This window comes from Streptomyces coffeae, from assembly GCF_016741875.1.
GTDB classification, from domain to species: Bacteria; Actinomycetota; Actinomycetes; order Streptomycetales; family Streptomycetaceae; genus Streptomyces; species Streptomyces coffeae.
Genome location: NZ_JAERRF010000034.1, coordinates 12,052 through 34,541, shown reverse-complemented (window position 1 = coordinate 34,541; position 22,490 = coordinate 12,052). Strand labels below are relative to the sequence as shown.

The window sequence follows — 22,490 nt, the reverse complement described above, 5'->3', positions numbered from 1 at the left end:
TAGCACCAAAAAACGACCCGCCACCCCCGCCGGCGGGTCGTGGAGCGACGCGATATCGGACCGCATGCCCCTTGCAATAGTTGAATCTTTGAACGGGTTTGCTCCGGGCGCGCGCCTGCCCTGATCCTGTTGACGTAAACCCTATGGTGGCTCACTTCACACTCCCCATGCGTTGATGTCCGCGGGGTGCGGCATCATGCGAGGCGTGACGCGACGCCTGATGCTTCTCGATACCGCTTCTCTCTACTTCCGAGCCTATTTCGGAGTACCGGATTCAGTCAGAGCTCCGGACGGCACTCCGGTGAACGCCGTGCGCGGTCTGCTCGACTTCATCGCCCGGCTGGTGCAGGACCACCAGCCGGACGACCTGGTGGCCTGCATGGACTTCGACTGGCGGCCCGGCTGGCGGGTCGCCCTGATCCCCACCTACAAGGCGCACCGGGTGGCCGAGGAGGCCCCCGAGGGCGAGGGAGTGGACGAGGAGGAGGTGCCGGACACCCTCTCCCCGCAGGTCCCGGTGATCGACGCGGTGCTGGACGCGGTGGGTATCGCCCGGGTGGGCGCCGCGCACTACGAGGCGGACGATGTGATCGGCACCCTCGCCGGGCGGGCCACCGGGCCGGTCGACATCGTCACCGGTGACCGCGACCTGTTCCAGCTGGTCGATGACGGGCGGCAGGCGCGGGTGCTCTATCCGGTGAAGGGGGTCGGCACCCTCCAGCTGGTGGACGAGGCGCATGTGCGCGAGAAGTACGGAGTGGACGGCCCGGGGTACGCGGATCTGGCGCTGCTCCGCGGCGACCCGAGCGACGGACTGCCCGGGGTGCCCGGGATCGGCGAGAAGACCGCGGCCAAGCTGCTCGCCGCCCATGGCGATCTGGCCGGGATCATGGCCGCCGTGGACGACCCGACCTCGAAGCTGACACCTTCGCAGCGCAAGCGGCTGGACGAGGCGCGGCCGTATGTCGCGGTGGCCCCGAAGGTGGTGCGGGTGGCCCACGATGTCCCGCTGCCCGCCTTCGACCCCGCGCTGCCGCGGCGGCCGCGCGATCCGCGGGTGCTGGGCGCGCTGGAGGAGCGCTGGGGTTTGGGCGGATCTTTGCACCGCCTTCTGTCCACCCTGGAGGGATGAGCTGTTAGGTTAGGTAAACCTAACTCTTGTTGATCAGGGAGACCGCCATGGCAGAGCGTCCGGCCCGTAGGATTCCTCGGCCCCACCGGGCCCAGGTGGTGCGCACCGACCAGCTCACCCCCCATATGGTGCGGGTGGTGCTGGGCGGTGACGGACTGGCCGAGTTCTCCGCGGGCGAGTGGACCGATCACTACGTCAAGCTGCTCTTCCCGGCTCCGGGCGTGAGCTATCCCGAGCCGTTCGACATCGAGCGGATCCGGGCCGACTTCCCTCGCGACCAGTGGCCGGTGACGCGTACGTACACGGTGCGCGCCTGGGATCCGGTGGCGCGTGAGCTGACCCTCGACTTCGTGGTCCACGGCGACGAGGGGCTGGCCGGCCCCTGGGCGCGGCAGGCCGCACCGGGCCAGGAGATCCATCTGCTGGGGCCGGGCGGTGCGTACGCCCCCAGCGCGGACGCGGACTGGCATCTGCTCGTGGGGGACGAGAGCGCGCTGCCCGCGATCGCCACCGCGCTGGAGCGGCTCGCCGGGGAGCCGGCCGGGCCCGGCGGCGCGGACCGCGCTCCGGTGCGCGCCTTCGTGGAGGTCGCGGGCCCGGAGGAGGAGCAGAAGCTGACCGTGCCGGAGGGGAGCGATGTCGTCTGGCTGCACCGGGGCGGAGCGCCGGTGGGCGAGGCGCTGGTGGACGCCGTGCGCTCGCTGGAGTTCCCACCGGGCCAGGTGCACGCCTTCGTCCACGGCGAGGCGGGTTTTGTGAAGGAGATCCGCCGCCATCTGCGTCTGGAGCGACAGGTCGCGCGCGAGTGGCTGTCGATCTCCGGCTACTGGCGGCGCGGCCACAACGAGGACGGCTGGCAGGCGTCCAAGCGGGAGTGGAACGAGCGGGTGGAGGCCGAGCAGGAGGGCGCGGAGCGGGACGCCGCGGCATAGCGCACCGGGACGCGGCGCAGCGCGCCGACAGAAGTCGCGCGATGGCCCCGGCCGGGTGAGGACACCCCGGCCGGGGCCATCGGCATGTACGGCGGGGCGAATCGGCGGGGACGAGGGGCGCACTCCCGCGTAAAAAAGACGTGTCGGCTTTAAAGCCTATTTTCGGGAGAGTGACAGGATGCCCCCGATTGCACCTGTCGCACCTATCACCCGATTGCTTTAATCGACTCAGCGAGATCGGCACACAGCACCTGGTTCTCGGCGCCGACCGGTTGCGCCGACGCGACGCAGCCGCGACGGTCCCGAGCGTGCTCGGTCCTCATCGCTTCTGAACCCTCGTCATCGCTTCACACCCGTACCCGGGATGCCTGGCGCGGCCGCCGGCCGCGTATGTCAACGGCCCGCTCACCCCCATCGCCCGGACGACCCGGGACCCCCGGTGCGCCCCGGGGCCCCGCGGCCCCTGGCCGAGCGGCCCCTCAAAGGAGGCAACATCATGGCAACCATCACCTCGTTGAGCCCCACCCAGGGCAAGGTCGGCGACACCGTCACCATCAACGGCACCGCCCTGACCGGCACCATCAGGGTGAACTTCGGGTCGGCGGCGGTCACCCCGACGGGCGTCACCGCCACCACGGTCACCTTCGTCGTGCCCGCCAGCGCGCCGTGTGCCGGCCAGGTCTCGGTCAGCGTGACGAGCAATGCCGGCGCCACCAGCAATGCGAGGCCGTTCTTCGTCCTCGCCTCGCCGACGACCACCGGTCTGGATGAGACCTGCGTGGCCGCGGCCACGGGTGGGCCGCTCACCGTCTTCGGCAGCGGCTTCGCGTCCGGGGGCAGCGTCACCGTGTCCGGGTTGGCCCCGGTCGCATTCGCCGCCGGCGGCAACAACTCCGAGGTCACCGTCACCGTGCCGGCCGACGGCGCGCAGGCCGTCTGTATCGCGCCCCACAATGTCACCGTCACCACACCCGGCGGTACGAGCACGGCGGGCACCACCGTCGTCGACTACTACAACCCGCCGACCCTGACCGCCGCCACCGCGACTCCCGCCACGGGCACGGGCAGTGACGAGATCACCATCAGCGGTGGCACCTGCCTCAACGGGGTCACAGCCGTGACGTTCACCGACTCCGCCGCCGCGACCTTCTCCGCCGCCTTCCAAAGCGTCAGCGAAACCACGCTCGTCGTCACCGTGCCCACCGGAACGGCCACCGGCGCCGGCACCTTCACGGTCACCACATGCGGCGGTACCTCCGACGCCCTGGCCTTCACGGTCACCTGATCGCCGGACCACTGCTGTGAACGTACGGCACACCCGCACCGTCATCCCCCTCCGCGTCCGCACCATATGACGCACCGTGAGCCGTCCAACCGCCGCGCCCTGCCGACGGAACCGACCAGGGCGCGGCCGGTACGAGAAAGGGACCAGCATCATGGCCCCCGTAGTCACCAGCGTCAGCCCCAACCAGGGTGCTCCAGCGGGAGGCACCTCCGTCATCATCACCGGCACCGGCTTCCTGGGCGCCACGGTCGTGAGGTTCGGCGCCCAACTGGCCACCAATGTCATCGTGGTGAGCAATACGCAGATCACCGCCAAGACGCCGCCGGGAACGGGCACGGTCAAGGTCACGGTCACCGGCCCGAGCGGCACCAGCACCCAGAACGTGTTCTTCACCTACACGACTGTGGCTGCGCCAGTGCTCACCAGTCTCAGCCCCAGCTCCGGGCCCGCCGCGGGCGGCAACACCGTCACCATCACCGGCACCAACCTCACCGGCGCGACACAAGTCCTCTTCGGAGCCACCCCCGCCACCATCCTCACCAACACCCCCACCCAAATCACCGTCACCGCACCCGCAGCACCAGCATCCACAGTCAACGTCACCGTCACCACCCCCGGCGGCACCAGCAACCCACTCACCTACACCTACGTAGCCACCCCAGCACCGGTCATCAACAGCCTCAGCCCGACGTCCGGGCCAACCTCAGGCGGCAACACCGTCACCATCACCGGCACCAACCTCACCGGCGCGACACAAGTCCTCTTCGGAGCCACCCCCGCCACCATCCTCACCAACACCCCCACCCAAATCACCGTCACCGCACCCACAGCACCAGCATCCACAGTCAACGTCACCGTCACCACCCCCGGCGGCACCAGCAACCCACTCACCTACACCTACGTAGCCACCCCAGCACCGGTCATCAACAGCCTCAGCCCGACGTCCGGGCCAACCTCAGGCGGCAACACCGTCACCATCACCGGCACCAACCTCACCGGAGCCACCTCGGTGAAGTTCGGTCTCAACTCCGCCACCATCCTCACCAACACCGCCACCCAGATCACCGTCACCGCCCCCGCGGGGGCACCGTCACCGGTCAATGTCACGGTCACCACGCCCGGAGGCGCCAGCAATCCGCTGCCGTACTTCTATGTCGCCGCGCCCACCGTGGTCGATCTGTCCCCGCACTTCGGCCCGGACTCCGGCAGCAACACGGTCACCATCTTCGGCACCGGGCTGACGCTCACCAGCGCCGTCAACTTCGGACCCACTCCCGCCACCAACATCACCGTCATCTCCGACAGCCAACTGACCGTCACGGCCCCCAGCGGCTCCGGCACGGTCGTCGTCACGGTGACCACGCCGGGCGGTACCAGCACGGTGGGATTCGGGGACCCCTACTACACCTATCTGGGCACCCCCACGATCAGCAGCCTCAATCCGACGCATGGCGCGGACACCGGCGGCGAGTCGGTCACGATCACCGGCACCAACCTCACCTACACCGACTCCGTGACCTTCGGAGGTCTGCCCGCCTCGTTCGCTGCGTTCTCGGACTCCGTGGTCGTCGCGACGACTCCGCCCCATGCGCCCGGCCCGGTCAGCGTCGTGGTGCATACCCCGGCCGGCAACAGCAACGCCGTCACGTACACCTACGACCCGTCCTGATCCGGCCCGCCAGGTGTCCGGAGCGGACTTCAGCCCACCGAGGAGTACGCCACGACGCCGCGCAGCAGCCCGTCGACCGCGCGACGGGCGCTGCGCGCCACCGTGCCCTCGGGGGCGGCGGCCGCGATCTGGCCGAGCACATCGATGACTTGCTTGGTCCAGCGCACGAAGTCACCTGCGGGCATGTCGATTTCGCGCAGCACCTCGTCCAGACCGTGTCCGGACGCCCAGCGGTAGGCGGCCCAGGCGAAGCCGAGGTCGGGCTCGCGCTGGCCGACGCCCTCGGCCTGGTTGATCTTGTGCTCCTCCTCCAGGGCGTCCAGCCGTCCCCAGATGCGCACCATCTCGCCCAGCGCCTCCTTGGCGCGGCCCGCGGGCAGCTTGGGCGGCAGCGCGTCGTCCGCGGCGCGCGCCTCGTAGACGAGGGCCGAGGCGCACGCGGCCAGCTCGGCGGGGGCCAGGCCCTCCCAGACGCCGTCGCGCAGACACTCGCTGGCGAGCAGATCCAGCTCGCCGTAGAGCCGGGCGAGCCGCTTGCCGTGGTCGGTGACCTCGTCACTGCGCAGATAGCCCAGCTCGGTCAGGAGCGCGCAGATCCGGTCGAAGGTGCGGGCGATGGTGTTCGTCCGGCCCTCGATCCGCCGCTCCAGCTGCTTGGTGTCACGTAGCAGCCGGTGGTAGCGCTCACCCCAGCGGGCGTGGTCCTCACGGTCGGAGCAGCCGTGGCAGGGGTGGGCGCGCAGCGCGGCGCGCAGCCGTGCGATCTCGGTGTCGTCGGCGGCGGCCGAACGCTCCTTGCGGTGGCGGCGCACATCGTGGTGACCGGCCTTGGTGCGCAGCGCGGAGGCCAGGTCCCGGCGGGACTGGGGGCTGCGCGGATTGAACGACCGGGGGATCCGCATCCGGTCCAGCGGCTCGACCGGGACCGGGAAGTCGATCGAGGCGAGCCGCTTGACCTGGCGCTCGGCGGTGAGGACCAGCGGCCGCGGCCCGTCGTGGTGCTCGAAGCCGCGATGGCCGTTGGAGCGGCCCGCGGGCAGCCCGGGGTCCAGCACCAGCGCGAGACCGGCGAACTTGCCGGTGGGCACATGGATCACATCGCCCGGTCGCAGCTTCTCCAGGGCGACCGCGGCGGCCGCCCGGCGCTGGGCCACGCCCTGCCGGGCGAGCTCGGTCTCACGGTCCTTCAACTCGCGGCGCAGCCGGGCGTATGCGTCGAAGTCACCGAGGTGGCAGGTCATGGAGGCGCGGTAGCCCTGGAGGCCCTCCTCGTTCCGCTGGACCTGGCGCGAGATGCCGACGACCGCCTTGTCGGCCTGGAACTGCGCGAAGGAGGTCTCCAGCAGCTCGCGCGAGCGGTGCCGCCCGAACTGCGAGACCAGGTTGACCGCCATGTTGTACGACGGCCTGAAGGAGGAGCGCAGCGGATAGGTGCGGGTGCCGGCGAGCCCGGCAAGCCCGGCCGGGTCCATGGCGCGCTGCCACAGCACCACCGCATGGCCCTCGACGTCGATCCCGCGCCGTCCGGCCCGGCCGGTCAACTGGGTGTACTCACCGGGGGTGATATCGGCGTGCTGCTCGCCGTTCCACTTGACCAGCTTCTCCAGCACCACCGAGCGGGCGGGCATGTTGATGCCGAGCGCCAGGGTCTCGGTGGCGAAGACCGCCTTGACCAGACCGCGGGTGAACAGCTCCTCGACGACCTCCTTGAAGGTGGGGAGCATTCCGGCGTGGTGGGCGGCGATGCCCCGCTCCAGGCCCTCCAGCCATTCGAAGTACCCCAGGACATGGAGGTCTTCGTCCGGGATGCCCGCGGTGCGCTCCTCGACTATGGACCGCACCTGGGCGCGCGCCGTGTCGTCGTTGAGCCGCAGCCCGGCGTACAGGCACTGCTGGACGGCCGATTCACAGCCCGCGCGGCTGAAGATGAAGGTGATGGCGGGCAACAGCCCCTCGGCGTCGAGCCGGTCGATGACCTCGGGTCTGCCCGGGGTCCAGATCCGGCTGCGCTGACGGCGCTCGCGCTCCCGGTCGGCCTCCCGCATCGAGCGACCGCGGCGCTTGTCGCGGCCGAAGGCGGGGCGGCTGTTCTCCATCCGGGCCAGCCGGACCAGATCGGGGTTGACCTCGCGGCGGCCGCGCTGGTCGCCTTCCTGGCCGTTCTTCTCCTCGAAGAGGTCGTACATCCGGCGCCCGGCGAGCACATGCTGCCACAGCGGCACCGGGCGGTGCTCGGAGACGATCACCTCGGTGTCCCCGCGGACCGTGTCCAGCCAGTCGCCGAATTCCTCGGCGTTGGAGACCGTGGCGGACAGTGACACCAGGGTCACCGACTCCGGGAGGTGGATGATGACCTCTTCCCAGACCGCCCCGCGGAACCGGTCGGAGAGGTAGTGGACCTCGTCCATCACCACATAGCCCAGGCCGAGCAGCGACTGCGAGCCCGCGTAGAGCATGTTGCGCAGCACCTCGGTGGTCATGACGACCACCGGGGCCTCGGAGTTGACGCTGTTGTCACCGGTGAGCAGGCCGACCTTGTCGGCGCCGTAGCGCTTGACGAGGTCGGTGTACTTCTGGTTCGACAGCGCCTTGATGGGCGTGGTGTAGAAGCACTTGCGGCCCTGGGTCAGCGCCAAGTGGACGGCGAACTCGCCCACGATGGTCTTGCCCGAGCCGGTGGGGGCGGCGACCAGCACGCCCTTGCCGGTTTCCAGGGCCTTGCACGCCTCGATCTGGAAGTCGTCCAGTGCGAAGTCGTACATCTCGCGGAAGGGGGCCAGCGCGGTGGCCTGCTCGGCGGCCCGGACCCGGGCCGCGGCATAGCGCTCGGCGGGAGATAGCTCGTCGGTCATCGTACGTACGAGACTACCGGCCACCTCCGACAGCGCACGCGATCTTTATCCGGGCTTTGTTCCGCCCTGGGTCAGCAGCCCGGCGGCCGCACCGCGCGGTGGCCGCCGGGGCGGTCACCGGCGGCAGGCCGGGGTCCTCACCGTCCGCGTACGCGAGGACGCGTCAGGTGACGTCGTCGTAGCCGTTCCGCCGGGTGGGGCCGGACTCGTCGTCACCGCCGGTCAGCTCCGCCGGGGTGGCACTGGCGCCGACCGCCTCGGGCGTCAGATCCAGGTGCGACGCCTCGTCGTCGTCCAGCCCGAAGTCGGGGTCGGCGGCCTGGCGGCGGGCCTTGCGCCGGTCGTTGAGCAGCGCGATACCGCAGGCGCCGAAGTAGAGCACGGTGACCGGCACGGCCAGGCCGAACATACCGACCGGGTCGGTACTCGGGGTGGCGATGGCACCGAAGACGGTGATGCCCATGATCATGCCGCGCCACCAGCCGATCATCCGGCGGCCGCTGAGGATACCGGTGAAGTTCAGCAGGAGCAGCAGCAGCGGAAGCTCGAAGGCAAGCCCGAAGACCACGATCATGCGGGTCAGCAGATCGAGGAAGTCGTCCAGCGGGAGGAGGTTGTTGACCCCTTCGGGGGTGAACTCGAGCAGCACCTCGGCGGTGGTCGGCAGGATGTTGTAGGCGAAGAAGCCCCCGCCGACGAACAGCGGCACCCCGAGCCCGACGAAGAACAGGCCGTACTTCTTCTCGTTGCGGTGCAGACCGGGGGCGAGGAACGCCCACAGCTGGTACAGCCAGACCGGAGTGGCGAGGACCACACCGGTGGTGAAGGAGACCTTCAGCATGATGGTGAACGGCGACAGCAGACCGTTCGTGGTGAACTCCGCGCACCGCTTCCCGGCGCCCTTACCACCGTCCTCGGTGAGCTGGGACATCCGCGTCCCGTCGGGGCAGCCGACGGAATCCAGGACCGGCTTCATCAGGAAGTCGGCGATGTCCTTGTAGAAGAACATCGCCACGATGGTGATCACACTGATCGCCAGGACCGCCTTCAGCAACCGGTTGCGCAGCTCACGCAGGTGCTCCGCGAGGGGCATCCGCCCCTCAGGGTCCTTCTCCGTCTTGCGGGCAGACTTGAGCAACCCACGTCCTCATCTCGTGCGTCAGACGGCGGCTCGTCCAGGCCGCCTCCAAGTGGCCCTCGGTCAGCGCTTTGTGGTGTCGCTCGGCTCGGACACCGGGCGCGAGCTGGTGACATCACCCGGGGCGGCCTGGATGGTGCGGTGCGCGCTCTGGTCCTGACCGGGGGTGGGCGGGTCGGCCGGGGCGTTCTGCTGCTGCTGGCCGTCCGACTTCATCGCCTTGGCCTCGCTCTTGAGGATCCGGGCGGACTTGCCCAGGGAGCGCGCCATGTCGGGGAGCTTCTTCGCGCCGAACAGCAGCACGATGACGACCAGGATGAGGATGATCTCGGTGGCGCCGAGCCTTCCGAACATAAGCGTCTACCTTCTCACCGAGGCGGCTGGGGGTGGGGCTGCCGGACTGGTCGGACATGCGTCCGGTCGCCGTACTGTCAGCGATCGTAGCGCGCACGGGTAAACCCGGGGCAATCCCCATGCAGACGCCTGGTTGCGGCCCTCCGCCTCGTGTCCAGGGCCGCGAAAAGCCAGCCTACCTCGGGTGTGTGGCTCCCAGCAGGGTGCCGGCACCCCGGGCTCCAGGCGCGTCAGTCGCGGTCGGTGGCCGCCGGTGCGGGCCGCCCGCTGCCGCGCAGCGCGTCCACCTGGGAACCGAGCGGCGCGGTCGCCCGCTCCAGGTCCTCCGCGGCCCGGCTGATCCGCCGCGAGCTCTCGGCCACCTGCCGGGACAGTCTGCGCGTCTCCGCGTAGACCCGCGCCGCGCACAGTGCGAGTACGGCGATTCCGCAGAAGGCGAGGGAGAGCGCGAGCATCGGCCAGAGCATGACGCAGAGCCTAGCGCCGCGTCAGCCAAGGTTCACCCCGCTCGCCGCCCTGGCACGCACGCTCGCCGCGTTGGCCGAAAGCCCGAGTAGGCCCACTACGAGGGCTTCCGGCCGCCTTGCGATCGCACGCACCAGGACACCTCACTACCGGGCAAACCCTGACTGACGCGGCACTAGACCGTGGAATGCAGCCGCAGCGTACGCACCCCGCCGCCGGTGAGCAGCTCCACGATCCGCTCCCCGGCCGGTTTGCGCACCGCCGAACCGCAGTCGGGGCAGGTGAAGGAGTAGAAGGTGGTGCGGTGGCTGGCGCCGATCGCCAGCCGGAGCGCCCCCGCGGCCAGCTCGAAACGGCCGCGGCAGTCCGGGCAGGCTGCCTTGAAGATCACTGAGGCGGGATTCCCCCCAGGGGTCACTGTGTGCGTCCCTTCACTCACCGTACGCCGCGAGCGCCCGCTGCGCCGCGTCCCGCGCACTGTCCGCGAGGCCCCGCGGGGAGACGATCCGGCCATCCCTGCCCAGCCGGAGCGCCAGCCGCCGCAGCGAACCGGGGTCGGGGGTGCGCAGGGTGATCCGCAGCCCGCCGTCGGGCAGCTCCTCCGCGCTGTCGTGCGGGTAGTACTCGGCGACCCAGCGCCCGCCGGGGGCCACCTCGATGACGACCTCCGGGTCCTCGGCGCCGGTCTGCACCAGTCCGGTGGACAGGTCCGACAGATCGCGCAGCTCGATCCGCGGCGGATCGGACGCCTCGTCCAGCAGCTTGATCTCCACGACCCGGTCCAGCCGGAAGGTGCGCCGCGCCTCGGAGAGCCGGCACCACGCCTCCATATAGGTGCGGCCGACGGCGAACAGCCGGATCGGGTCGACCTCCCGCTCGGTGATCTCGTCGCGCGCGGGTGAGTAGTAGCGCAGCCACAGCCGCCGCCGCTCGGAGATGGCCCGGTCGACGTCGGCGAAGACACCGCCCTCGGACTCGAAGGTGACCGAGAGCCGGGCGCTGGCCCCGGCCGCCTCGCCCGCGGCGGCCTCCAGCTTGGCGGTGGCGCGCAGCAGCGCGTCCCGGTCGCTCTCGCGCAGCCCGGGGAGGGTGGCCACGGCGCGGGCGGCCACCAGCAGCGCGGTGGCCTCGTCGGCGGCCAGCCGCAGCGGTTCGGCGACATCGTCGGGGTTATGCCACCAGATGCGGTCACCGTCGGTGTCGATGTCGAGCAGGTCCCCGCCGCGGAAGCTGGTGCCGCACAGCGGCAGCACATCGAGGTCGGAGATCAGCTCGTCCTCGCTGATGCCGAACGCGCGGGCGACGTCGGCGACCCGGGCGCCGGGGCGCTCCCGCAGATACGTCACCAGAGAAAGCATCCGGCGGGTCTGGTCAATGGCGTTTCCGGCCATGTGAAGTCGGTCCGTCCCCTCAGCCCTTGGCCACGGCGCGCAGCCGGTCGACGACATCCGCCCGCAGTTCGTCGGGCGCCAGCACCACCACGTCCGGGCCGAACTCCACCAGCCAGGCGTCCAGCCCGTGCCCGTACGGGATCTCCAGCTCGTCCCAGCCGTCCCCGGCACCGGTGGTGGACAGCGCCTTGGCCCGCAGCGGATAGCCGTGGCCGGAGCGCAGCCGGATCCGGGCGGTACGGGTGGCGGTCTCCCCCGACCACCGCTCCACGGTCTCGCGCACGGTGACGTGGTCGGGCACCTCGGCGGTGAAGGCGCCGGTGCGCAGCCGGACCCGGCCGCAGATCCGGGAGAGCCGGAAGACCCGCTCGGCGGCTCGCTCGCGGTCCCATCCGGCCAGGTACCACTGGCCGCGCCAGCACTCCAGCGCCCAGGGCTCGACCTGGCGCGGCTCGGGGCGGGCGGCGTTGGCCTTGCGGTAGTCGAAGACGACGGGGCGGCGGTCCCGGCAGGCGAGCATCAGCGGTTCGAAGGCCGCCTCGTGGACCGGGATATGCGGCTCCAGCGCGCTGTGCGCCTGGGTGTCGTACGGGTCCTCGGCGACCGGCATCCCGGCGGCGCGCAGCTTCTGCAACGCACCGCTGGCGGCACCCGCGAGCCGGGCCTGCTGCCAGACCTTGGCGGCCAGGCCCAGGGCGGCGGCCTCCTCGGCGTCCAGGGTGATGGGGGGCAGCCGGTTGCTGTCGCGGCGGGCGAGATAGCCGATCTCGCCGTCGATGCCCTCCACCGTCTCGATGACCAGGCCGAGTTCGCGCAGATCGTCCTTGTCGCGCTCGAACATGCGGTTGAAGGCGTCGTCGTTGCCGCCGCTCGCTGCGCCGCCCGCCTCCAGATACGCCTCGATGGAACCGCGCAACTCCCGTTTGGTCAGCGGGCGCCGGGTTCCCAGCAGGCACAGCGCCAGATTCATCAGCCGCTCGGCCTTGGCAATCGCCATCGACGCCCTTTCTCTGTGACCTTACGACCGTGACCGTACCGCTACCGGGACGTGGGGCAAAAGCCGAGGGCCCCTGCCCGCAGGCAGGGGCCCTCGGCGGGGCTCACCCGGGTCTCAGGCGGAGACCAGGTCGCAGACGAAGATCAGCGTCTCGCCCGGCTTGATCCGGCCACCGGCGCCGCGGTCGCCGTAGGCCAGGTGCGGCGGGATGATCAGCTGGCGGCGTCCGCCGACCTTCATGCCCTGGAGACCCTGGTCCCAGCCGGGGATGACCTGTCCGACACCGAGCTGGATCCGCAGCGGGGTGTTGCGGTTGTAGCTGGCGTCGAACTCCTCGCCGGTGCTGAAGGCCACGCCGACGTAGTGGACGGCGATGTTGCTGCCGGCCTTGGCCTCGGGGCCGTCACCCTCCCAGATGTCCTTGATCTGGAGATCGGCCGGCGGCTCGCCACCCGGGAAATCGACCTCGGGCTTCTCGGTGCTCACGAAATTGCTCCTCGTCACGTTGTGGGCAACCCGCACAGTCTTACAGAACCGCCAGGATGTCGACGGAGAAGACCAGTGTGGAGTTGGCCGGAATGCCCGGCTTGGCCTCGTTCTTGTAGCCCAGGTCGGGCGGTACGACGATCAGCACCCGGCTGCCCACCTTCTTGCCCGTGAGCCCCTGGGACCAGCCCTTGACGACCTGCTGGAGGGAGAACTGGGCCAGCTCGCCGCGCTTGTAGGTGGAGTCGAACTGCTTGCCGTTCTTCCACAGCACGCCCTTGTACTGGACGAGCAGCGCGTCGGACTTCTTCACCTTCGGGCCGTCGCCCTCGATGACGTACTCCGAGACCAGCTTCTTCGGCTCGGACTTCTTGGGGACGGTGATGGTGGGCGCCTTGCCGTCGGTGTTGTCGGACACCTTGGGCAGGTCGATGTTGCTCTGGGCCACCTTGTCGCCCTTGGCCGAGCTCTTGCCGTTGAAGCGGTTCACGATGTCGATGACGAACACCAGCGTGTCGGTGCCCTTGATGCCCGCCTGCGGCTGGCCCTGCTTGCCGTAGGCGTAGGCGGGCGGCACGGCGAGCTCCAGCCGGCTGCCGACATTCCGCTTCACCAGCGCCTGGTCCCAGCCCGGGATGACCTGTCCGGCGCCCAGCTGGAAGGTGGCCGGCTTGTCCTTGTCGAATGACTGGTCGAGGACCTTGGCGGAGCTCCAGATCTGGCCGAGATAGTTGACCTGGAGGAAGTCCTTCTTGGCCGTGGTCGGCCCGTTCCCCTTGATGACCGTCTTGACCGCGAGGTCGGACGACGGCTTGCCCGTGCCCTTGGCAAGCTTCGGCTTCTCACCGAATTCCTTGCCGGAGGTGATGGGGGGCACCGGTCCGCTCACGATCTTGCCGGTGGGGGCCGGCGACGGCGTCGGGCTGGTGGGCTCCTTGGACGGTGATGCCTTGTCGGATCCTGACTTGTCGTCACCGCAGCCGGCCAGCGTGAGCAGGCCCGCGGGCACGGCAAGCAGTACGGAGCGTCGGCGCACGGAGTCCTCGTTACGTAGATCTTGCGATGGACGATGCGCGTCACTCTACGTCGTACGGCGGGCCCCGTCCGAGGAACGCACGGGGCCCGCGCGGAACACAAGCCGTCCGCCGCCTCACATACCGGCGATGAGTTTCTCCACCCGGTCGTCGACCGACCGGAACGGGTCCTTGCACAGCACGGTGCGCTGCGCCTGGTCATTGAGCTTCAGATGCACCCAGTCCACGGTGAAATCGCGGCGCTGCTCCTGGGCGCGGCGGATGAAGTCACCGCGCAGCCGGGCGCGGGTGGTCTGCGGGGGAACCGACTTGCCCTCGAAGATTTTCAGGTCGTTGCAGACCCGGGCCGCCTGACCACGCTTCTCCAGCAGGTAGTAGAGCCCCCGGCGGCGGTGGATGTCGTGGTAGGCGAGGTCTATCTGAGCGATGCGCGGATGGGACATGGTGATGTTGTTCTTGGCCCGGTACCGCTCGATGAGCTTGTACTTCATCACCCAGTCGATTTCGGTTTCGATCCGGTCCAGCTCCTCGGTGCGGACCGCCTCCAGGGTGCGGCCCCACAGCTCCAGGACGCGCTCGACGGTGCCGGTGCGGATCCCGCGGCGGTCGCAGAAGTCGACGGCCTTCTCGTAGTACTCCTGCTGGACCTCCAGGGCGGATGCCTCACGCCCGCTGGCCAGCCGCACCTTGCGCTGACCGGTGATGTCATGGCTGACCTCGCGGATGGCCCGGATCGGGTTCTCCAGGGTCAGATCGCGCATCACCGTGCCCGCCTCGATCATGCGGAGCACCAGGTCGGTGGCGCCGACCTTGAGGAGCATGGTGGTCTCGGACATGTTGGAGTCACCGACGATGACATGCAGCCGGCGGTAGCGCTCGGCGTCGGCGTGCGGCTCGTCGCGGGTGTTGATGATCGGCCGGGAGCGGGTGGTGGCGGAGCTGACGCCCTCCCAGATGTGCTCGGCCCGCTGGCTGACGCAGTAGACCGCGCCGCGCGGGGTCTGGAGCACTTTGCCCGCGCCGCACAGCAGCTGCCGGGTCACCAGGAACGGGATGAGAATATCGGCGAGCCGGGAGAACTCGCCGTGGCGGGCCACCAGATAGTTCTCATGGCAGCCGTAGGAGTTGCCCGCCGAGTCGGTGTTGTTCTTGAAGAGATAGACGTCGCCCGCGATTCCCTCCTCGTGCAGGCGACGCTCTGCGTCCACGAGCAGACCCTCGAGAATGCGCTCGCCTGCCTTGTCGTGGGTGACCAGCTCGGTCACGTTGTCGCACTCGGGGGTTGCGTATTCCGGGTGCGAGCCCACGTCGAGATAGAGGCGGGCGCCGTTGCGCAGGAAGACATTGCTGCTGCGGCCCCAGGAGACGACACGGCGGAAGAGGTACCGCGCCACTTCGTCAGGAGACAGCCGGCGCTGTCCCCTGAATGTGCACGTGACGCCGTACTCGTTCTCCAGCCCGAAAATGCGGCGGTCCATGCCTGAACATTACGCCTGATGGCCTGCTCTGAAACCGGGTTCGGCCGCACGGTTGCGATCATTTTCCGCGGCGGGTGAACAGGGCGCCGGGAGAACCGGATCGGAAACCGGGTCCGGACCCGGCTCCGCGGGCGACTCCGCGACCGGCTCGGTGCCGCGTCCGGTGTCCGGCTCGGTGCCGGGCTTGGTGGCCGGTTCGGTGTCCGGCTCGGTGGCCGGTTTGGCGGCTGGTTTGGCGGCTGGTTTGGCGAGAAATCGCCGGGCGGCCAGCAGCACCGCCAGCCCGGCGGCTCCGGCGATCCCGGGGACGGCGAACCCCGGGCCCACGCCCCCGAACTCGACCGCCGGCCCGGCAGCGGCCGTTCCCACCGCGTTGCCGACCACAAAGGTGGTCACCAGCCAGGAGAACGCCTCGGTGACGGTCCCCCTGGGGGCGTGCCGGTCGACCACGACGAACGCGCAGGCCAGCGCCGGGGCCAGAAACACACCCGCCACTCCGGCCAGGACCGTCATCGGCACCACACCGGGCACCAGCATCAGCGGCAGATAGCCCAGCGCGAGCGCGGCCACCAGCACCAGCAGCCGCCGTTCCGGCGCTCCGGCCCACGGGCGGGCCCCGTAGACCACCCCGCCGACCAGCGCGCCCGCGCCGAGCGCGGACAGCAGATAGCTGGCGACCATGCCGCCGCCGTGCTCGTCCGCGTAGGCGACCGAGGCCACCGCTATGGCCCCGAGGGCCAGTCCGACGAAGAAGAACGAGCCGAGCAGCACCAGCAGCCCGGGTGAGCGCAGCGCACCCAGCCAATGCGCCTCGCGCGGTGCGGAGCGCCACGCGCGGGACGGTGGCGACACCACGACCGACAGCGCGCCCGCGACCCCGAGGGCGTTGATGACCAGCAGCGCGGCCCCCTCCGACCACACCGCCACCACCAGGGTGACCAGCAGCGGGCCGACCGCGAACATCACCTCCTGCGCCACCGCGTCCAGCGCGTAGGCGGCGTGGATGCGGTCCTCACGCCCCAGCACGCTCGGCCACAGCGCCCGCAGCCCGCCCTCCAGCGGCGGGGTGAAACCGCCCGCGATCAGCATCGCGGCGTAGGCCACCGGCAGCGGGTCGAGCCCGACTGCCACGAACAGCGCCATACCGAGCGCGGACACCACCGCGGCCGGCAGCATCACCCGCGGCTGGCCGAAGCGGTCCACGGCCCGGCCCAGCAGCGGCTGGCCGATGGCGTTGGCCGCGCCGTAGACGGCCGACAGCGCCCCGGCCAGGGCGTAACTGCCGCCCTCCGCGCGGGCGAAGAGCAGCACCGCGATGGCGGCCGTGGCGTTCGGCAGCCGTCCGACGAGCGTGCCGGTGAGCAGCCGCGCCGCATGGCGCGTGCGCAGCAGGTCCCCGTAGCCAGCCGCCATCGTGCGTTCCTCCTCGTGGGTCGGTGGGTCCGTGGGTCGTGGTTCGCTGCGGTGCCTGGTCGCGTTTTACGTATAACGTCGCCGTCATACGTACCATGGCCGCCAGCCGCGGGTCCACTCCCGGGCGCGCGGACGGGGCGGATCGCCGGGCACGGCGGAGGGAAGCGGAGGCGATGGTGGCGAGCGGGGCCGCTGAGAAAGGTGTCCCGGAGACCGGCCGGACGGGTGACACCGCACCGGGCGGGGATCGCACGGCTGCGGGGCGAGCCACCAGCCGGGACGTGGCGCGGGTCGCGGGCGTCTCGCAGGCGACGGTCTCCCTGGTCCTCGGGGACAAATGGGCGGGCCGGGTCTCCGAGCGCACCGCCGAGACGGTGCGCGCCGCGGCACGGCAACTGGGCTACCGGCCCAACCTCGCGGCACGCAGTCTGCGGCTGGGCCGCACCCGGACCGCGCTGCTGGTGGTGCCCGCCCTGACGACCGAGTTCTTCGCCCGGGTGTACACCGGCGCCGCCCGGGTCGCCGCCGACCACGGGTTCGGGGTGGTGCTCTATCCCTCCCCCGAGGGCGTCGGCCCCGCCCGGGACCCCTTCGACTCCGCCCGCGCCTCGCTCGACGGTGTGATCGCCTCCTCCATGGCGGCCGGCGCGCTGGCGGCGGTGCGCGGTGGCGGACTGCCGCTGGTGATGCTCGACAGCGACCCGGACGACGCGGCCGCGGCCGCCACCGTCAACCTCGATATCGCCGACGGCGCCCGGCAGGTGGCGGACCACCTGCTCGCCCTCGGCCATCGCCGTATCGCCCATCTCGCGGCGGCCGTGGACTCCTGGACCTTCCGGGTACGCGCCCGCGCCCTCGCGTCGGCGCTGGGCACGGCGGACGGCGTGACACTGCGCACGGAACCGGCCGGGCTGAGCGTCGAGGAGGGCCGCCGGGCGGCCGAACGCATCCTGTCCACCCCGGGCCCGCGGCCCACGGCGCTGGTGTGCGACGACGACATCATGGCGGCGGGCGCCTGCAAGGCGGCCCGACGGCTGAGGCTGCGAGTGCCGGACGACGTATCGGTGACGGGCTTCGACGACCTGGCGCTGGCCACCGCGGTGGAGCCGGAGCTGACGACGGTACGGCTGCCCGCGGAAGCGGTGGGCGCGGCCGGGATGCGGGCCCTGATGGCGGTCCTGAACGGCGAACCGCCCCAGGACACCACGCTCCCGGTGGAACTCCTCCCCCGAGGTTCCACGGCCCCGCCCCCGGACTAGGGTCCGCCTTCGAAGGCGGCATCCGGCCGCGAGCGGCGTCTGGTGCAGGGGGCACCTCCCAGCGGTAGCGGGGGCGCCATGCGAGGCGCCGGGAGCAGGGCAGCCCCCGTGAAGACGAGCCCTGGCGACCGGGACGGCGCCCCCTGCGGGGGACGGCATCCTAGGACCGCCGTGCGCCACGAGGCGATGGAGAGGTTGTCCGTGCGGCACCGCCTCGCGCGGGGCACGGCCGCCGCGTAACGCACCACTGCCACCGCTGTGGCGTGGTCCCGGAGTGCGGCGAGCGCCGCCGGGAGCGCGGGCATCCGCGAGCGTGACACCTGTGGCGCACCAGCACGGCACGTACAGCCGACGCCGGGCACCGCCACTGCCCGAAAGCCCCCGAACGCGGCCAGCGGAACCAGGATCGCGGTGTGCATGTGCCACCCACCGCACCCCGGGGACCACAACACAGCGATGGAGCCGCGTGCGCGGCAGGGCGCGCGCGGCCGGTCCGGGGCTCCCCCGTCACCCTGCGGGGAGCCCTGGGAGCGGGGGCCGTGAGTGACCGCGTACCACCCATCCCACGGCGCGCCCGGCCGCGGCGCATGCGTGCCCATGTGCCACTGTCCGGCAGGGTCGGGAGCGCATATCGCGGAGCGCTCGGGCCACAGGTGTCCATGTGCCGTGCCGCCGCTCCGCGTGCGCCCGGGCCGCCGCACACGCGGCCCCTCCAAGGCTCCCTCGCCACCTCGCGGGAGCCCTGGGAGCGCGGCGCGCGGCCCGGGGCCGCGCGTGTCCGCCTGCCACCCGGGCCGCCACCCGGCAGGGCCTCGCGGAACATGGCGGCGTACAGCGGGGGTCACACGCACCGCGCCCCGGGGCCCTTGGGCCGCCGGGGCGCGGAGGGGACGGGAGGGGTGGATTACTCCTCGGTCTCCTCGGTCTCCTCGGCTTCCTCGGCCTCGGAGGAGGCGGACGAGTCCTCCGCCGCGGCGGTGCCCTCCGACTCCAGGAGCCGGGAGAGCTGGCGGCCGAGCACCCGCTTGAACTTCCGCTGCTGGGGCCGCTTGCGGTCCAGAATCGCGACCTCGAGCTGCTCGGCGGTGAGATTGCGCTCACCGCCGTTGGTGTCACGGGTGAGCGACTCGACGGCCAGCTTGAGGGCTTCGGCGAGGGTCATGCCGTCCCGGTGGCGCTGGTCGAGATAGCTGCTGATCTGGTCGGCGTTGCCACCGACCGCGACCGAGCCGTGCTCGTCCACGATGGAGCCGTCGTGCGGCAGACGGTAGATCTGGTCGTCCTCGGGGGCCTCCCCGACCTCCGCGACGATCAGCTCGACCTCGTACGGCTTCTCGGCGGCGCTGGAGAAGATGGTGCCCAGCGTCTGTGCGTAGACATTGGCCAGGCCCCGGGCCGTGACATCGTCACGGTCGTAGGTGTAGCCGCGCAGATCGGCGTAGCGGACACCGCCGATGCGCAGATTCTCGAACTCGTTGTACTTGCCGACCGCCGCGAAGGCGATCCGGTCGTAGATCTCGCTGACCTTGTGCAGGGCACGGGACGGGTTCTCGGCGACGAACAGGATGCCGTCGGAGTACTGCAACACGACCACGCTGCGGCCGCGCGCGATGCCCTTGCGGGCGTATTCGGCGCGGTCGGCCATGGCCTGCTGAGGAGATACATAGAACGGCGTCGTCACCGGCTGTCCGTCCCTTCTGTCAGTGGCGAATGCATTCCGGGTCAACCGTCCTCTCAGAGCAGGGCGGCGCGGGGGCCGTCCGGCTCTTCGAGCCGCCGCTCGTGGATGGCGCGGGCGATCTCGGACACCTCTGCGTCGGTGTACCTCTTGTAGCCGTCCTCGGTGATGACCGTGACGAGGGGGTAGATCCGCCGGGCCAGATCGGGCCCACCGGTGGCCGAGTCGTCGTCGGCGGCGTCGTAGAGCGCCTGGACGACGGCGGTGGCGGCCTGGTCCTCCGTCAGGTCGTCGCGGTAGAGCTTCTTGAGCGCGCCCCGGGCGAACATCGAGCCCGAGCCGGTGGCCGCGAAGCCGTGCTCCTCCGAGCGCCCGCCGGTGACGTCGTAGGAGAAGATGCGGCCCTTCTCCCGGTCGACGTCCCAGCCCGCGAAGAGCGGGACGACGGCCAGGCCCTGCATCGCCATACCGAGATTGCCGCGGATCATGGTCGACAGCCGGTTGGCCTTGCCCTCCAGGGAGAGGACGGTGCCCTCGACCTTCTCGAAGTGCTCCAGCTCCAGTTGGAAGAGCTTGACCATCTCCACGGCGATACCGGCGGTGCCCGCGATGCCGACGGCCGAGTACTCGTCGGCGGGGAAGACCTTCTCGATGTCCCGCTGCGCGATCACATTGCCCATGGTCGCGCGGCGGTCACCGGCGAGCACCACACCGCCGGGGAAGCTGGCCGCGACGATCGTGGTGCCGTGCGGGGCCTCGACGGCGCCCTGCACCGGGGGAAGCGGACGGTTTCCCGGAAGCAGGGCGGGCGAGTGCGCGCCCAGGAAATCCATGAACGACGAGGAGCCGGGCGTCAGGAAGGCAGCCGGCAGACGCCCTGTGTCACGAGTGTTGGCTTCCACACGTTTCCTTCCACCAGATCTTGAAATACTGCACGGACCATACCCCTGGCCATGGAAGTCATCCGTCCTGCGCCCCCCTCTTCGCGGGGACGCAGGACGGAGAACACGCGCCTTACTGGCCGCCCTTCTGGACGAAGGACCGCACGAAGTCCTCCGCGTTCTCCTCGAGCACGTCATCGATCTCGTCCAGCACGGAGTCGACGTCGTCGGAGAGCTTCTCCTGCCGTTCCTTGAGGTCTTCCGCGGCTTGTGCGTCCTGCGTCTGCTCCTCGACCTCCTCGGTCGAGCGCGACGCCTTCTGCTGTCCGCCGCCGGTGTCCTTGGTCGCCATATCCCTCACCCCGCTCGGTTCGCCCGCTGATTCGACAGGTCTCAAGATCAGACCCTACAAGCCGGGTCCGACATCGGCCTCCCACTTGGTACAACGCACGGAGGCCACCTCGATGATTCCCGGCCGGAGCCCGTTTCAGCCGCCCGAGAGCACCCGGACCAGGTCTTCCGCGGTGCGGCAGCGGTCCAGCAGCTCCTTGACGTGGTTCCGGGTGCCGCGCAGCGGCTCGAGCGTGGGAACCCGTTGCAGAGAGTCACGGCCCGGGAGATCGAAGATCACCGAGTCCCAGGAGGCGGCGGCGACATCGTCCGCGTACTGCTCCAGGCAGCGGCCGCGGAAGTAGGCGCGGGTGTCCTCCGGGGGCTTGTTCTGGGCCCGTGCCACGTCCTGGTCGTCCAGCAGCCGCTTCATCTTGCCGCGCGCCGCCAGACGGTTGTACAGGCCCTTCTCGGGCCGTACGTCGGCGTACTGGAGGTCCACCAGGTGGAGCCTGGCGGCATCCCAGTCCAGGCTGTCGCGGCGCCGGTAGCCCTCGAGCAGCTCGCGCTTGGCGACCCAGTCCAGCTCGCCGGACAGGCTCATGGGGTCGCGCTCGAGCCGGTTGAGCACGTCCTCCCAGCGGGTCAGCACATCACGGGTCTGGTCGTCGGCATCGGCGCCGAAGCGGTCCTCGACGTACTTGCGGGCCAGCTCGAAGTACTCCATCTGGAGTTGTACGGCGGTCAGCGTACGTCCGCTACGCAGAGTGATGAGACGACCCAGCGTCGGGTCGTGGGACACCTGGTGCAGGGTGCGCACCGGCTGGTCCACGGCCAGGTCCACCGCGATAAAGCCGTCCTCGATCATCGACAGCACCAGCGCGGTGGTGCCGAGCTTGAGGTAGGTCGAGATCTCGGAGAGGTTGGCGTCACCGATGATCACGTGCAGTCGGCGGTACTTCTCGGCGTCGGCGTGCGGCTCGTCGCGGGTGTTGATGATGGGGCGCTTGAGGGTGGTCTCCAGACCCACCTCGACCTCGAAGTAGTCGGCCCGCTGGCTGATCTGGAAGCCGTGCTCATGCCCGTCCTGACCGATACCGACGCGGCCCGCGCCGGTGACCACCTGGCGGGAGACGAAGAAGGGCGTGAGGTGGCGCACGATGTCCGAGAAGGCGGTCTCCCGCTTCATCAGGTAGTTCTCGTGCGTGCCGTAGGAGGCGCCCTTGTTGTCGGTGTTGTTCTTGTACAGGTGGATGGGCTGGGCACCGGGCAGCTCCGCGGCGCGCACGGCGGCCTCGGCCATGATGCGCTCGCCCGCCTTGTCCCAGAGCACCGCGTCCCGCGGATTGGTGACCTCGGGGGCTGAGTACTCCGGGTGCGCATGGTCCACATAGAGCCGGGCGCCGTTCGTGAGGATCACATTGGCCAGGCCGATGTCCTCGTCCGTGAGCTGGCTGGCGTCGGCGGACTCACGTGCGAGGTCGAAGCCGCGGGCGTCCCGCAGCGGATTCTCCTCCTCGAAGTCCCAGCGGGCGCGACGCGCCCGGTGCATCGCCGCCGCGTAGGCGTTGACGACCTGGGATGAGGTGAGCATGGCATTGGCGTTGGGGTGCCCCGGGACGGAGATCCCGTACTCCGTCTCGATTCCCATTACGCGCCGTACGGTCATGCGGCCCTCCTTGCCCGGCGCCGCCCCCGGACGGGGTCGGCGCTCAA

Annotated in this window: 20 protein-coding genes; 5 read left to right on the top strand and 15 right to left on the bottom strand. The window is 70.5% G+C overall.

Annotated features, from left to right (window positions below; genetic code table 11):
- Nucleotides 1-196 precede the first annotated feature (196 nt).
- The 4 genes from JK363_RS35675 (at nt 197) to JK363_RS35660 (ending at nt 5,018) form a co-directional block, all read left to right on the top strand.
- Complete coding sequence (locus JK363_RS35675; protein WP_236076367.1) at nt 197-1,132, top strand: 5'-3' exonuclease; 936 nt, start codon at nt 197-199, stop codon at nt 1,130-1,132.
- A 47-nt stretch (nt 1,133-1,179) separates the two neighbouring features.
- Nucleotides 1,180-2,064: a siderophore-interacting protein gene (locus JK363_RS35670; RefSeq protein ID WP_201881817.1), complete on the top strand. Its 885-nt coding sequence runs from the start codon at nt 1,180-1,182 to the stop codon at nt 2,062-2,064.
- Nucleotides 2,065-2,560: 496 nt separating this feature from the next.
- Nucleotides 2,561-3,349 carry an IPT/TIG domain-containing protein gene (locus JK363_RS35665; RefSeq protein ID WP_201881815.1) on the top strand — a complete coding sequence of 263 codons (789 nt, stop codon included), beginning with the start codon at nt 2,561-2,563 and terminating at the stop codon, nt 3,347-3,349.
- 151 nt (nt 3,350-3,500) lie between these two features.
- Nucleotides 3,501-5,018 carry an IPT/TIG domain-containing protein gene (locus tag JK363_RS35660; protein WP_201881813.1) on the top strand — a complete coding sequence of 506 codons (1,518 nt, stop codon included), beginning with the start codon at nt 3,501-3,503 and terminating at the stop codon, nt 5,016-5,018.
- A 29-nt stretch (nt 5,019-5,047) separates the two neighbouring features.
- On the opposite strand, the gene JK363_RS35655 is transcribed toward JK363_RS35660, so the two are convergent.
- The 11 genes from JK363_RS35655 to JK363_RS35605 all read right to left on the bottom strand — a co-directional run bounded on the left by JK363_RS35655 (nt 5,048) and on the right by JK363_RS35605 (nt 16,626).
- Nucleotides 5,048-7,870: a DEAD/DEAH box helicase gene (locus JK363_RS35655; protein WP_201881805.1), complete on the bottom strand. Its 2,823-nt coding sequence runs from the start codon at nt 7,868-7,870 to the stop codon at nt 5,048-5,050.
- 163 nt (nt 7,871-8,033) lie between these two features.
- Nucleotides 8,034-9,008, bottom strand: coding sequence for a twin-arginine translocase subunit TatC (gene tatC, locus JK363_RS35650; RefSeq protein ID WP_201881797.1), 975 nt, complete (start codon nt 9,006-9,008; stop codon nt 8,034-8,036).
- A 63-nt stretch (nt 9,009-9,071) separates the two neighbouring features.
- Nucleotides 9,072-9,362 carry a Sec-independent protein translocase subunit TatA gene (gene tatA, locus JK363_RS35645; RefSeq protein ID WP_201881789.1) on the bottom strand — a complete coding sequence of 97 codons (291 nt, stop codon included), beginning with the start codon at nt 9,360-9,362 and terminating at the stop codon, nt 9,072-9,074.
- A 230-nt stretch (nt 9,363-9,592) separates the two neighbouring features.
- Nucleotides 9,593-9,829, bottom strand: coding sequence for a hypothetical protein (locus JK363_RS35640; RefSeq protein WP_201881788.1), 237 nt, complete (start codon nt 9,827-9,829; stop codon nt 9,593-9,595).
- Between the two features lie 173 nt (nt 9,830-10,002).
- The gene (locus tag JK363_RS35635; RefSeq protein ID WP_201881787.1) at nt 10,003-10,266 is read right to left on the bottom strand and encodes a hypothetical protein; all 264 of its coding nucleotides are present in this window, start codon (nt 10,264-10,266) and stop codon (nt 10,003-10,005) included.
- Nucleotides 10,259-11,218: a helix-turn-helix transcriptional regulator gene (locus JK363_RS35630; RefSeq protein ID WP_201881786.1), complete on the bottom strand. Its 960-nt coding sequence runs from the start codon at nt 11,216-11,218 to the stop codon at nt 10,259-10,261. Before JK363_RS35630 ends, JK363_RS35635 begins: the two co-directional genes overlap by 8 nt.
- A gap of 19 nt (nt 11,219-11,237) precedes the next feature.
- Nucleotides 11,238-12,215 (bottom strand): helix-turn-helix transcriptional regulator, encoded by a 978-nt coding sequence (locus JK363_RS35625; RefSeq protein WP_201881785.1) that lies wholly within the window; start codon nt 12,213-12,215, stop codon nt 11,238-11,240.
- 114 nt (nt 12,216-12,329) lie between these two features.
- Nucleotides 12,330-12,701: an FKBP-type peptidyl-prolyl cis-trans isomerase gene (locus tag JK363_RS35620; RefSeq protein ID WP_201881783.1), complete on the bottom strand. Its 372-nt coding sequence runs from the start codon at nt 12,699-12,701 to the stop codon at nt 12,330-12,332.
- Nucleotides 12,702-12,741: 40 nt separating this feature from the next.
- On the bottom strand, nt 12,742-13,737 hold the full coding sequence (locus JK363_RS35615) for an FKBP-type peptidyl-prolyl cis-trans isomerase (protein WP_201881782.1): 996 nt from the start codon (nt 13,735-13,737) through the stop codon (nt 12,742-12,744).
- A gap of 114 nt (nt 13,738-13,851) precedes the next feature.
- Entirely contained in the window at nt 13,852-15,213 is a 1,362-nt protein-coding gene (gene pafA, locus JK363_RS35610) for a Pup--protein ligase (RefSeq protein WP_201881780.1), read from the bottom strand.
- 9 nt (nt 15,214-15,222) lie between these two features.
- Nucleotides 15,223-16,626 (bottom strand): MFS transporter, encoded by a 1,404-nt coding sequence (locus JK363_RS35605; RefSeq protein WP_201881778.1) that lies wholly within the window; start codon nt 16,624-16,626, stop codon nt 15,223-15,225.
- A gap of 173 nt (nt 16,627-16,799) precedes the next feature.
- Between JK363_RS35605 and JK363_RS35600 the strand changes: the two genes are divergently transcribed.
- Entirely contained in the window at nt 16,800-17,885 is a 1,086-nt protein-coding gene (locus tag JK363_RS35600; protein WP_201881777.1) for a LacI family DNA-binding transcriptional regulator, read from the top strand.
- 904 nt (nt 17,886-18,789) lie between these two features.
- Here the strand turns inward: JK363_RS35600 and prcA are convergent.
- The 4 genes from prcA to dop all read right to left on the bottom strand — a co-directional run bounded on the left by prcA (nt 18,790) and on the right by dop (nt 22,443).
- Nucleotides 18,790-19,566, bottom strand: a complete 777-nt coding sequence (gene prcA / locus JK363_RS35595) for a proteasome subunit alpha (protein ID WP_201881775.1) — start codon at nt 19,564-19,566, stop codon at nt 18,790-18,792.
- 53 nt (nt 19,567-19,619) lie between these two features.
- Entirely contained in the window at nt 19,620-20,465 is an 846-nt protein-coding gene (gene prcB, locus JK363_RS35590) for a proteasome subunit beta (protein ID WP_201881772.1), read from the bottom strand.
- A gap of 112 nt (nt 20,466-20,577) precedes the next feature.
- Complete coding sequence (locus tag JK363_RS35585; RefSeq protein ID WP_069869121.1) at nt 20,578-20,796, bottom strand: ubiquitin-like protein Pup; 219 nt, start codon at nt 20,794-20,796, stop codon at nt 20,578-20,580.
- A 135-nt stretch (nt 20,797-20,931) separates the two neighbouring features.
- A complete protein-coding gene (gene dop, locus JK363_RS35580) occupies nt 20,932-22,443 on the bottom strand; it encodes a depupylase/deamidase Dop (protein WP_201881765.1) in 1,512 nt (503 codons plus the stop codon).
- Between the last annotated feature and the right edge of the window lie 47 nt (nt 22,444-22,490).

Coding starts and splice junctions, on each gene's coding strand:
- JK363_RS35675 (WP_236076367.1), top strand. CDS start 197: ATGCGAGGCGTGACGCGACGCCTGATGCTTCTCGATACCGCTTCTCTC.
- JK363_RS35670 (WP_201881817.1), top strand. CDS start 1,180: ATGGCAGAGCGTCCGGCCCGTAGGATTCCTCGGCCCCACCGGGCCCAG.
- JK363_RS35665 (WP_201881815.1), top strand. CDS start 2,561: ATGGCAACCATCACCTCGTTGAGCCCCACCCAGGGCAAGGTCGGCGAC.
- JK363_RS35660 (WP_201881813.1), top strand. CDS start 3,501: ATGGCCCCCGTAGTCACCAGCGTCAGCCCCAACCAGGGTGCTCCAGCG.
- JK363_RS35655 (WP_201881805.1), bottom strand. CDS start 7,870: ATGACCGACGAGCTATCTCCCGCCGAGCGCTATGCCGCGGCCCGGGTC.
- tatA (WP_201881789.1), bottom strand. CDS start 9,362: ATGTTCGGAAGGCTCGGCGCCACCGAGATCATCCTCATCCTGGTCGTC.
- JK363_RS35640 (WP_201881788.1), bottom strand. CDS start 9,829: ATGCTCTGGCCGATGCTCGCGCTCTCCCTCGCCTTCTGCGGAATCGCC.
- JK363_RS35630 (WP_201881786.1), bottom strand. CDS start 11,218: ATGGCCGGAAACGCCATTGACCAGACCCGCCGGATGCTTTCTCTGGTG.
- JK363_RS35625 (WP_201881785.1), bottom strand. CDS start 12,215: ATGGCGATTGCCAAGGCCGAGCGGCTGATGAATCTGGCGCTGTGCCTG.
- pafA (WP_201881780.1), bottom strand. CDS start 15,213: ATGGACCGCCGCATTTTCGGGCTGGAGAACGAGTACGGCGTCACGTGC.
- JK363_RS35605 (WP_201881778.1), bottom strand. CDS start 16,626: ATGGCGGCTGGCTACGGGGACCTGCTGCGCACGCGCCATGCGGCGCGG.
- JK363_RS35600 (WP_201881777.1), top strand. CDS start 16,800: ATGGTGGCGAGCGGGGCCGCTGAGAAAGGTGTCCCGGAGACCGGCCGG.
- JK363_RS35585 (WP_069869121.1), bottom strand. CDS start 20,796: ATGGCGACCAAGGACACCGGCGGCGGACAGCAGAAGGCGTCGCGCTCG.
- dop (WP_201881765.1), bottom strand. CDS start 22,443: ATGACCGTACGGCGCGTAATGGGAATCGAGACGGAGTACGGGATCTCC.